The sequence below is a fragment of the Clostridium sp. CTA-1 genome (assembly GCF_054768215.1).
In genome coordinates, this window is record NZ_BAAAAP010000019.1 from 52,463 (window position 1) to 65,905 (window position 13,443).

The following is a 13,443-nucleotide window of genomic DNA, read 5'->3' on the forward strand; positions in this document are numbered from 1 at the left end:
ACATTATATAAAGGAGAATAATATGAATGATTCATTTGATAAATTAAATTTGGAGCCTAAATTAATTGAGGGACTAAAAAAGTTAAATATAAATATACCTACAGAAATTCAAGAAAAGACTATACCTTTAGCTATGGAAAATAAAGATATAATAGGTCAGTCAGAAACAGGTACTGGAAAAACTTTAGCTTACCTATTGCCTATATTTAAAAAAATAAATACAGAAAAAAGAGAAATGCAAGCTATTATATTAGCTCCTACTCATGAATTAGCTATGCAGATAAATAATGAGATAAAAAATATATCTTCAAATTCAAATATGGATGTAAAATCTATGGCTATAATAGGAGAGGCAAATATAAAAAGACAGATTGAAAAATTAAAAGAAAAACCACATATTATTGTAGGATCTCCAGGAAGAATATTAGAGCTTATAAAGAAGAAAAAAATAACTGCGCATACAGTTAAAACTATAGTTATAGATGAAGGGGATAAACTTTTAGATAAAAATAATTTAAAAGTAGTAAAGGATGTAATAAAGGCAACTTTAAGAGAAAGACAGTTGATGTTATTTTCAGCTACAATAACTGAATCTACTTTAAATATTGCAAAGGATTTAATGAAGGAACCTCAAATAGTAAAAGTTAAAGAAAAAAATACTGTAAATGAAAATATTAAGCATTTATATATTACTGGAGAACATAGAGAAAGAATTGAAATTTTAAGGAAACTTATAGCAGCTACAAATCCTAAAAGAGCTATTGTATTTATAAATAGAAATGAAGAAATAGAATTAACTACACTAAAACTTCAATATCATAAAATTAAAGCCTATGGCATATATGGTGCTGCAGAAAAAGAACAACGTAAAAAAGCTTTAGAAGATTTTAGATTAGGAAAAATTCAAATATTAGTTTCATCGGATTTATCCGCTAGAGGACTTGATGTAAAAGACGTAACTCATATATTTAATTTAGATTTACCTGAAAACCCAAAGGAATACTTGCATAGAGTAGGAAGAACAGGAAGAGCTTCTAAGGAAGGAACTGCTATTTCCATAATAACAGAAAAGGAAATACCATTAATAAGAAAGTATGAAAAAGAATTTAATATCAATATAGAGGAAAAAAAGATTTATAAGGGAACTTTGATTAATTCTAAAGAAAAAAGTTCCAGCTATCCAAAGAGTAAAGACAAATCTACTTCAGCGCATAAAGATAATAATAAAAAGAAAAGAAGTAGCTCTATAAATAAATCAAAAAACAACCATAAAAAGAAAAAGTATTAATTTAATAAATAAAAAGGTGGTGTCTTAAAATAAAAGTTATTTTGAGGCTCCTCTTTTTGTTTTGAAAATATAAAGAGTGATAATGTATTATTAAGTATAAAATATTACTTATATATACAAAATAATAATAAACATTAGTAAAATAATTAAATATATATAAATATGAGAATTATATGGTATAATGTATAAGTTATACTTATGTAGGTAAATATATTCAGTAAAATTGTGGTAAATAATTAATAATTTTAAAAATTATTGTTTAATATAAATAGATTATTTTACATAAATAGTATTAAATTAATTAATAAAGAAGGTGCAGTATGATAAAGTTAGGTGAAATACAAAAGTTAGAAATAATAAGAGAGGCTCCTATGGGAGTATATTTAAATTCTAAAGAGGATAAAAGTGAAAATGATATATTATTACCTGGAAAGCAAGTGCCTAAAGATGCTAAAATAGGTGACGAAGTAGAAGTCTTTGTTTATAGGGATTCAGAAGATAGGATGATAGCTACTATAAATAGGCCTAAAATAACTATTGGGGAAATAGCTCCTTTAAAGGTTATAGAAAAAACTAAAATGGGAGCTTTTTTAGACTGGGGACTAGAAAGAGATTTATTTTTACCCTTTAAAGAACAAACTTACGGTATACAGGAAGGAATGGAATGTTTAGTTTATTTATACATAGACAAAAGCGATAGACTATGTGCTAGTATGAATGTATATAGAGTATTAAGTACAGAATCCCCTTATAAAGAGGATGATGAAGTTAAAGGGTTTATATATGATATAAAAAGAGAAATAGGAGCTTTTGTTGCTGTAGACGATGAATACCATGGACTAATACCTAAAAATGAATTATATGGAAAGTTTAGATATGGAGATATAGTGGAGGCTAGAGTAACTAAAGTAAAGGAAGATGGTAAACTAGATTTAAGCATTAGAAAAAAAGCATACAAACAAATGGATGAGGATGTAGATACTATTTTAGAAAAGCTAAATTCTAATGGCGGTAAGCTTTATTTAAATGATAATAGTGATCCAAGAGCTATAAAGGAACTTTTGAACATGAGTAAAAATGCATTTAAAAGAGCAGTAGGAAGACTTTTAAAAGAAGGTAAAATAGAATTTATTGAAAAGGGCATTAAGCTTAAATAAAAGAAAGAGCATCTGCTATATTGGATCTAACCAAAGGTAGATGCTTTTATTTAATTAAACTAAGTAATATTTTTGTAGTTTAGAATTATGGAATTTGTGTAAAGATTTTTATTTAAATTAAATGTAAATATATTAACTACAATAAAGAATTATATAAAATAAAAATGAGGTTGAGTTTATGAATAAATTAACTTTTGAAAATTATAAATTAAGTGATGAAATATTAAAATCCCTGAGAAAACTAGGATATAAAAATCCCTCTGAGGTACAAAAACAAGTTATACCACTAATATTAAAGGATAAGGATATTATAGTAAAATCTGAAACCGGTAGCGGTAAGACTGCGGCTTTTTCCATACCTGTCTGTGAAAAATTAGAGCTAGAAGAAAAGGATCCTCAAGTATTAGTACTTACCCCTACTAGAGAATTAGCTCTTCAAATTAAAGAGGAAATATCAAATATAGCTTTATATAAAAGATTAAGATGTACAGCGATTTTTGGTAAGCAACCTATGAGTCTTCAAAAAAGGGAACTAAAACAAAGGGTACATTTAGTTGTAGGTACTCCAGGTAGAACTTTAGATCATATAGAAAGAGAAAATTTGAATTTAAAAAAGATAAAATATTTTATTTTAGATGAAGCAGATGAAATGCTTAATATGGGATTTATAGATCAAGTAGAGGCTGTTATCAAAAGATTACCCAAAGATAGAGTAACTATGTTGTTTTCAGCTACTATACCAGATAAAATAGAGAATTTATGTAAAAGATATATGAATAATCCAGAAAATATAAATATAAATCCAGAAAATATAACTACAAAAACTATAAATCAATGTTATTATGAAGTAGAGGAAAAAAACAAATTTTCCCTTTTACAGAAAATAATATATAAAGAAGTAGTAGATAATTCTATTATATTTTGTAATACAAGAGAAAAGGTAGATGAAATATTAAAGTATATGAAGAAAGAAGGTTTTAACGCTATTGCTCTACATGGTGGTATGGAACAAAAGGATAGATTAGAAACTATGAAAAAATTTAAACAGGGACAATTTCAGTTTTTAGTATGTACAGATGTAGCAGCTAGAGGTATTCATATAGAAAATATAAGCCATGTTATAAACTATGAAATGCCTTATGAAAAGGAAAGTTATGTTCATAGAATAGGTAGAACAGGAAGAGCAGGAAAAGAAGGAGTAGCCATAACCTTTATAGAGCCTAACAAAGTTAGATTTTTAAAAGATATAGAAGATTATATAGATAAAGAAATATCTAAAAGGGAAGAACCTTCTTTAGAGGAAGTAAATAAGGGTAAAAAAATATTTGAAGAAAATATAAAAGATAGGCTTAAAATAAAAGTACAAAAAGATAATAAAAAACAAAAGGATATTACTAAAATATATATAAGTGCAGGAAGAAAGAAAAAAATTAGACCAGGAGATATTGTAGGTGCTATTACTAGTATAGAAACCATTAATGTAGATGATATAGGTATAATAGATATACAGGATAATCACTCCTATGTAGATATATTAGAAGGAAAAGGGAATATAGTACTTAAAGCCAGTGAAGATATGAAAATAAAAGGAAAAAAAGTAAGAATACAAAGAGCAGTAAAATAAATAAAGAGTATTATGATTATTGATTAAATAATACAAATCAGAATAATTTAATATATAATATTTGGATATTATATATAGGAATTTATTAAGAAATTAGATATATATACGATAATTATTTTAAAATGAAATTTTTTTAACTTTTAAAATTTAATAAGGGGGGTGTTTGCTATATTTAGTAAAAAAACTGTAGCAAAGATTTTATTATATTCTTCTCTAGCTATTGTACCAATATTTAACTATAATTATGTACAAGCAGCTTCACCTAAACAATATGAAACAAAATATAATGTTTCATTGGATAAAGTATGGAAAATTAGATTTTCAAGAGAAGTAGATAAAGCTACATTAAATCCAGAAAATATAAAAATACTAGATAGTCAAGGAAAAGAAATGCCTATAGATCTATCTTTAGATGTGGATAAGCATTATGTAAAAATTGCTCTTAAAAGTGGAACTTATAATGGAGTACATTATACAGGGAAATATGAAAAAGATAAAAAATATACCTTGATTGCAAAAGAAGGTCTTATGAGTGAGGCTTATAAAAACAAGAAATCTAAGAATCTTGCTTATGAAACAGTGATGGACTTTAATACTATAGGAGACAATGAATATCCTGGTCTTCCTATAGAGGATGGTTTAATAGTAATAGGAGATAAGGCTTATTCTGTAGAGTATCTTTCTAAGCATTCTTCTATAGCAAATGAAATAACTTCTAATGGGAATTATTACATAGCCTATATAAGTAAAGAATATGGAGAAAAGATAAAACAAGTATTAGGTAATAATACTACTAAAGGTAATCAGGAAGGGGCAAATAAAATATTATATTATGCACCAAATGGAAATCAATATGAATATGAGTGGAATGAGGCTTTTAGTGAATATAAAATAGTTCTTCCAAAGGCTTATGTAGACGTAACTCCAGGAGTTATAAATGGTGTGGTTAATTTAGCTGTAAAACAGGTAAAGGCAGTACCGGGGGCGAAATATTTCAAATTAGCTCATAGTAATACCATTAAACCTATAGGAGAATCAATTTCTTATTCTATGACCTATCCAACAGAAAAATTAACTATATTATCCGCAGATGAAACGCCTTTAGCTACAGCTTTAGTGGATGTATATTTGCCTAAAACTGGTTATGTTAGTTTAAGTAGTGTAAATGAAACCTTAGGAAATACAGCAGGTAATATAAGTAATAATGGTAGCGCTGCTATGGACTTAGATTTTTATGTTTACTATGTAAATTCTGCAGATAAAAATTCTTTATATAGAAAGACTTTAACAGGCAGAATGGATACTCAAATAAGTCTTGATAAAGCTCAATATATTAATGTAATAGGTGATTGGTTATATTGCAGTAATTATAATGATAATGGTAAAATATATAAGATGAAAAAGGATGGTACTAAAAAGCAAATATTATGTGATGATACCGCAACTTATATAACTGTATCCGGTGGAGTTGTATATTATGCAAATCAATCAGATAAGGGAAGACTGTATAAAATAAATACAGACGGTACCATAGATGGCGGAGCTTCCAATAGAGACCCTGCAGGAAAGGTTCATGGTATGCCGGTAATGGATGATTACGGTAATTATAATAAAGCTACAGATCAAGCTAATTTTATAAATGTAGTAGGAGATTGGATATATTACAGTAATTTCTCGGATGGACACAAAATATATACTGTAAATAAGGATGGAAATATAAGAAGAAAAGTAAATGATGAATGGGCAGATGGAATACAAATAGTAGGAGCATGGGCATACTACTGTTCTGGATCCGGTGCTATAAGTAAAGTTAGAGTAGATGGTACAGGCTCTGTGATACCTTTAAGAGGAACTACAAGAAAAGTAGACAAGGGATATCATTTAAATATAGTAGATGGATGGTTATACTATAGTAATGCAGAAGACGGCGGAAAACTCTATAGAATAAAAGAAGATGGCTCTGGAGAAAAGAAAAAATTGGCAGATTTAGCTACAGATTATATAAATATAGTAGGAGACACTATGTATCTAATAAGTGCTGGAAAAACTTATACTCTTCCACTTAATACAGATGGGACTATAAAACCTACTTTAGTAACTAAAGATAATAATGGTAATACTGTAGTGGATGTTAAAGATTTAGCTATAACTGTAGCTTATGAGGATGCTAATAAAACTATAGGAGAGTTGGAAGCTAAATATTTACCACAAAAAGTTGCAGTGTTTATGAAGGATGATACAGTACAACAGCTTCCAGTAGATTGGGATATTAAAAATAGAAAATATAACGGTCAAGGTATTTATACTTATACAGGTACAGTTTTAGGACATGGTAAACAGATAAAGTGTACATTGACTATACCGTCTGAAATGCTAAATGCCACTAGTATAATAGAAGTTTATAACAATGGACCTAAGAATGGTTCCATAATAATAAAAGAAAGAAGCTTTGGTCCATCAAAGCAGGATCAAGAGTTAAAAGAAAAATTAAAACTTGCAAAAAGAGTAGAAATAGGAGATGTTATAAAAGTATATGACAATCCAAATATGGAAAAGCCATTAGGAAATGTAAAGGTAGATGCTAATAATGCTAATGGTCCTTTAGTTAAGGCTTTGGATCTGGATATGTATGGAAGAAGTTTCTGGATAACTATAACAAGAAAAAATAAAGCAGAAAGTAAGCCAACAGAAGTAAGACAACTAGGTTCTGCTGTGGTAGCAGGAGAGGTATTAGATGAAGATGGAGAAGCATTAGGAGTAGATGGAAGAGATTTCACTGTAAAGGGATGGAATAATCCTTCCATAAGAGATGATGGCTTTATATCAGATACCACAGAAATAGCTTCTCAAGGAACTAAAAGTATTTATGTGATACCTGGAACAGGTAAATTAAATATGGAAAATCAAGGTGTTATACCTGCAGGAATAACTAGTGCAAATTACTGGAATGGTGGAAATGCTAGAGCTTTACTTACTAATTATGACCTTTTAACCAATGATAGTTTAAAAAATAAATTAAAAGAAGGTAACTATAGCATTTATGTAGTAGTAGGTTATGATGGAAAAGCAGAAGAGGATATAAATGGATTTGGATCACCACTTGTAATAGGAAAAACAGCAAGTATTCCAAAGGTTATGAAAGCTACAGAGGAAAAAATCCCTAAAGCTCCAAGTGTAACTAAGCAATATGTTAAAGCGGGAAATGATATAAAGATATCAGGAGTAACAAAGGAAGATGAAATTTATTTAGCTCCAGAAGGAGGTAGTTATATAGCAAAGGATATAACTAATAAACCATATAAATCCCACGATAATTTATTCTTTGAAGATCAATCTAAGAGTAAATCTGAGAGAGAAACAGAATACGAAAAAAGTGGAAGGCCTTCTATAGAAGAGGGATATCAATGTAAACTTGTAGATGGAAAGATACCTCAGGGTGTTAGATCAGGAAAATATAAAGTTTATATGGTAAATCCTATAGGTTCTTCAAGTCCATCCTCTGGAGAAGTTATTGTAGATAACGAAGATCCAGTAGTTAGATTAGATATTGCAAAGAAAACTCCTGTTATGGGAAAAGATAAGGATGGAACAGATATTATTGTTGGACAAAAATTTACAGTAACCTTTGCTGCTTTTGATAATAGTTTTGATAATAGTATAAAGGAAGGCATAACTGTTAGTTTGGCAAGGCTCGATAGTCCAAAGAGTGCTATGAAAACTCAAGAAATTAAGGATAAGGGCAGTAAAACTTTTGAAGTAACAATTAATGATCCAAATGCTAATTTAAATGATTATGCTATATATGCACAAGATAAAGCAGGAAATATTGGACAAATAAATCTTAAAGAACAAGCTTCTGCTACTAATACAAGTACTATATACTTAGCTATTAGAACAGACCAGGAAGGTGTGGATTTAGTTAAATCTAGATTAGTAGGAAGAACAAAATATATGACAAAGGATCTAACAAAGGTTAGTGATAATTATGAAATTACTGTAGGTACAGTTAAATATGCTCTACAGGAAGATTCTTTAAGAAGCTTAGGTGTAAGTCCTTCTATAGATGCTTTTATGAATGCGCTTATGCAGGCAAAAGAATGGGATTCAAATGCTAACAAGCCAAAGGAAAATGGATCTCAATTAAGTTCAAAGGTAAGTATATATAAAGTAAATGATGTAGTATATATAGAAGGAAATGATAAAGAGCTTATAAAAATAAATGATAAAACTAAAATAGGCACAGATACTGCTATAGTAAGCAATATGATAGGATTAAATCCTGATGAAGGTAATACAGGAGTAGATTCAGAAAAACAACAATATGTAATAACTGTAACAGGAGAAGCTAAGAACAAGGGTAAACTAATAATATGTCTAGCAGGTAAATGCTTTAATATTGATATAGTGGCTAATGAAGGTGCAGAATCCATAGCAACAAAAATTGCAACAGCTATAAATAATAATAGAATATTAGATGGATATGAAAGTGCAACTGCAACTGGTAATACAATTAAGGTAATTAGAAACTATGGAGGTGCTGTAATACCTACATTTACTGTAGAATCTTTTAATTATGACAATTAAAAGTTTTAAAGAGCTTAATTAAAGATTACTATAAGTAAAAGTGAATATTTAAAAATTTAATTCAAAATCCTAGGGGATTTAACACAAAATCATTAAAAATTAGTGTTGAATCCCTTTTTATAGATTTTAAATTTGATGTAGATATCTTTTGTAATGTGTAATGACAATATTAGGGGTAAATAGTTATGGTATAATGTTTAGGGTAAATAAATTAATTTTTATAAAAAGCTTCATTGATGTAAAAATTTTACTACATAAATGTTAAAAATATACGAAGATAATATAGAGGTGGAAAATAGTTACTACCACCTATTAAAATAAATTTTTTAGGTGTAAATATAATGATTTCTATGAATATAAAAATAGTTTAATATATAAGAAATGATAGATTTACATATAAAGTTAGATCATTACCTAAAGGAGGTACATAATGAATAAAAAAGTTCTTATTCCAGTATTTATGGGAGCTTGTCTATGCCTTTCACCACTATCTGTAAAAGCTGAAGATTATTATAAATGGGATAGTAAAGTAACAGCAGATAAAAATAAAATATGGACGATTAAACTTTCAAAAAAATTAAATAATAATATTAGTGTTATAAAGGATAAGGTTTATATAAAGGATTCTAAAGGAAATAAATTAGATTGCAATATTAAAATAAAGCCAAATGAAAAAATCTTAGAAATATTACCACCTAAAGATGGTTATAAAGAAAAAGAAAATTATTATCTTTATATAGATAAGAGCGTTCCTTCTGATAAAAATAAAAATTTAAAAGAAACTGTAAAAATGAATTTCTATATAGATGGTTATATAGAATTCCAGGATAAAAATCTAGAAGAAGAAGTAAGAAAAGCAGCCAATCCTAAGGATAGACCTAAGGGTCCTTTAACCTATATGGATGTTTCAGGTATAAAAGAATTAAATCTTCATAACAAAAATATAAAAAGTCTTAAAGGTATAGAATATTTAAAGAATATTAGTAATTTAGATATATCAGATAACCATATAACAGATATATCCTATTTAAGGGGCCTTGATAGTTTAGAAAAATTAAACCTATATAATAATGATATAAAAGATATTTCAGCCGTTAGCAACTTACCAAAATTGAAATATCTAAATATGGCTAAAAATGAAGTTATAGATATATCTTATTTAAAAAATTTAAATTATTTGGAGCACTTAGACTTAAGGGATAATAAAATAGAGAATATAGATTCTTTGGAGGGCAAGATATCTTTAATTTATTTATTTATGTCTAATAATAACATTGGAGATTTTTCACCAATATCTAAATTAAAATATTTAAAAAGTTTATATTTAGTGGGTAACCATAGCTCAAATTATGATTATGCTAAAGATTATTACAACAATCTTAAAGATAAGGATTTTAAACTAAATATACCTATAGCATTTAAGGATAAGATATTTGAGGAGTTAATAAGAAAAGAGATTAATAAACCTTCTGGTTATGTATATCCTAGTGATTTGGAAAATATTAAAGAGTTAGATCTTCATAACACCCATGTGGAAAGACTAAATGCTATAGAAAATATGATATCTTTAGAAAAGTTAAATTTAAGTGGAACAGACATACAAGATATATCTCTTTTAAATGAGTTAACTAATTTAAAAGAAGTAAACATATCAGATACAAATATAAATAACATAAGGGCTTTAGAAAACTCCCCTTATATTAAATATTTAAATATAAACAAAACAGAGGTAGCTAATTTAGAGTATATTAAAAATATGAAACATATAGAAAAGTTATATGTATCTGATACAAAGGTAAGTACTATTCCAGATTTAGTTAGTTTAAAAGAATTAAATATTTCTAATTGTAATGTTACTAATATTGAATTTATATCATCTCTTAGCAAATTAACTTATTTATGCTTAAGTAATGTGCAAATAAAAGGTCATATATTAGATAACATAGATAATATTAAATATTTAAAAAATCTTGAATATTTAAGTATAGCAGGTACAGATGTAGTTAATATAGATGTGGTAAAAGAACTAATAAATCTAAAAAAATTAGATATAACAGGTTGTACTAAAATAAATACAGAGATTCTTAGTCATCTTAGTAATGTAGAAATAATAGGTAATGAAACAGTTATGTTTGCAGATAAAGCTTTAGAAAAAGAAATAAGAGAATTAATTAAGAATTACTCAGAACCTATATATAAAAGACAGCTTTCATCTATAACTAAATTAGAGCTTTCTGGTAAAGGTATAAAGGATTTGCAAGGGCTAGAGAGTATGAAGGACACCTTAACATATTTAGATTTGTCTAATAATGAAATTTCTGATATAAGTTCTTTAAAAGGGCTTATAAACTTAAACAAATTAGTACTTCATAAGAATAAAATAGGTTCTATAAAACCTATAGAGTATTTAAAATCTTTAAAGGAATTAGACTTATCTAATAATATAATTGGAGATATAACAGCTTTAGGAGGATTGTCACAATTAACAAGATTAGATCTATCAAAAAATGGAGTTGTAAGTATAGCTAATTTAAGTGGCCTTGAAAACTTACAATACTTATCATTATACGAAAACAAGATTTCAGAGGGAGAAGAATCTTTAAAAAAATTATATAGTCTTAAGGAACTTTATTTGAAAAATAGCGGGGTATCAAATTTTGATGTAACCTTATCTTATTATAATAACCTGGAGAAAAAGGATTTTACAACTCACTCAGATTTTATAGTTTTTGATGAAAAATCAGAAAATGATTTAGCTAAAATTACTAGAGAAATTTTAGGAAGAGATAAAAATACTAATGTATTTAAGGTTGATGTAGAGAATATAACAGATTTGGATTTAAGCAAGGAGAGAATAGAAAAAGATGGATTAAAAGCTAAACTTCAATTAACTGGAGATAATATAGTAGATTTAGAAGGGATTCAGTATTTTTCTAATTTGACTTCTATTAACTTAAAGGGAGAAGGAATTTTAAAAGGCATAAAAAATTTAATGCCTATTAAGACTTTAGTTAAGTTAGATTTAGCTGGAAGAGAAGTAGACTCTTTAGATTATATTAAATATTTAAAAAGTTTAGAGTACCTATATTTAAACAATACGAAGTTAAGCGGAGGACTATTATTTTTAGAAGATCTTACTAATTTAAAAGCATTGGATTTATCTGATAATAATATATCCGATATAAGTATATTAAAGGGATTAAAAGAATTAAACAAATTATATTTAGGTAAAAATAAAATAATTGATTTATCATCTTTAGAAGGGCTTACAAAATTAGTTACATTAGATTTAGTTGGAAATAATGATATAACTAGCATATATGCTTTAAAAAATTTAGTTAATTTAAAATCATTAACATTACCAATAACAAATCCTAAAAAAATTCAGGATTATAGTCCTGTAGCAGGATATTATTATAACCTTACTTACAAAAATTTTGATTTAAATAATAGTAATGTTATAGTTATAAAGGAAATAAGGCCTATTGAAAAAGAAGTAAGCAAAGGTGATAAAGTTACTCTCCCAGATTCTGTAGAGGTAATAATGAGTGATGACTCTAAGGACAAGTTTAAAGTACATTGGAAGGAGAATAGTGTAGATACATCAAAACCAGGTGTATATACATATATAGGTACTGTAGATGGCTATACTGGAGAAGTTAAATTAACACTAAAGGTAAATGGAGAAGTTCCTTATGGTATGGGTAATTCTGCTGGTAATATATTAAATAGAGGATTTATGGTAAAAGATAATAATTATATGTACTATATAAATAAAGAAAATGGTAGTGGAAAAATATATAGAAATAAGATAACTGGAGCGGAGGATAAACTACTTTCTAGTAATGCTGCAGAATTTTTAAATATATATGGAGAATATATATACTATGTAAGCAATGGTAGTATATATAGAATAGAAAAGGATGGCAATGGAGAGGAACTGATTAAAGAGGCATCAGCTTCATATATGACAGTATACAATGACTTTATTTATTATTTTGATAAGAGTAAAGGCGGCATATACAAGATTAAAATAGACAAGACAGGATATAGTGCAGTAGTATCAGAAGGAAGATGGAGAGCGGATTCTCAATTTGTAGTTTCAGGAGAATGGATATACTATACAAAATATGAGGATAATTCATCAATATATAAAATCAAAATTGATGGTACAGGTAAAGTAAAATTAAATAATATACCTTGCAGCCAAATGAATATAATAGGAAACTATATATACTATATTTCAAATGGAAATCTTTATAAAATATCTATAGATGGAAGTAACAATAGCTTGTTATATTCAGGAGTGATAACTAATATAAATGGATATAGTAATAACATATATTATATAGACAATAAGGATAATGATTCATTATATAAGATAAGCTTGGATGGTAGCTATAGGGTTAAATTGACTAAAAAATCAGTTAAATATATAAATATTTTAGAAGGGGAAGTTTACTATATTCCTTCAGATAATGAAGATAAAATATCTAAGTTTTATGAAGAATAAGTAATATAATGCATAAAAAAAATTAGCATTATACTTATTTAAAACATATATAGAAATAAAGGAGAATTAACATTTTTTATATTAAAAGGTTAATTCTCTTTTCTATTTTATAGGAGATCTTTAAGTAAAACAGAATGCATTTTTGTCTAAAATAAAATATTAAAATTTATATATAGAAAATAAATTAATTTTAAAATAAAATTATTAACGTAATAAATATTATGTAAATAAATTAAAAAGTAAACTGCCAAAATTAAAATACAAATATAAAATAATT

General features: G+C 26.9%; 5 protein-coding genes. All 5 read left to right on the top strand.

Annotated elements, in window-relative coordinates:
* Window positions 1-22: 22 nt before the first annotated feature.
* The 5 genes from ACYUEW_RS14325 to ACYUEW_RS14345 all read left to right on the top strand — a co-directional run bounded on the left by ACYUEW_RS14325 (window position 23) and on the right by ACYUEW_RS14345 (window position 13,166).
* Window positions 23-1,288: a DEAD/DEAH box helicase gene (locus ACYUEW_RS14325; RefSeq protein WP_003486070.1), complete on the top strand. Its 1,266-nt coding sequence runs from the start codon at window positions 23-25 to the stop codon at window positions 1,286-1,288.
* A 320-nt stretch (window positions 1,289-1,608) separates the two neighbouring features.
* Entirely contained in the window at window positions 1,609-2,445 is an 837-nt protein-coding gene (locus ACYUEW_RS14330) for a CvfB family protein (protein WP_003486067.1), read from the top strand.
* Window positions 2,446-2,623: 178 nt separating this feature from the next.
* Complete coding sequence (locus ACYUEW_RS14335; RefSeq protein ID WP_257413497.1) at window positions 2,624-4,069, top strand: DEAD/DEAH box helicase; 1,446 nt, start codon at window positions 2,624-2,626, stop codon at window positions 4,067-4,069.
* A 159-nt stretch (window positions 4,070-4,228) separates the two neighbouring features.
* Window positions 4,229-8,653, top strand: a complete 4,425-nt coding sequence (locus tag ACYUEW_RS14340) for a DUF5050 domain-containing protein (protein WP_460277018.1) — start codon at window positions 4,229-4,231, stop codon at window positions 8,651-8,653.
* A gap of 430 nt (window positions 8,654-9,083) precedes the next feature.
* Window positions 9,084-13,166 (top strand): leucine-rich repeat domain-containing protein, encoded by a 4,083-nt coding sequence (locus tag ACYUEW_RS14345; protein WP_460277020.1) that lies wholly within the window; start codon window positions 9,084-9,086, stop codon window positions 13,164-13,166.
* Window positions 13,167-13,443: the final 277 nt, after the last annotated feature.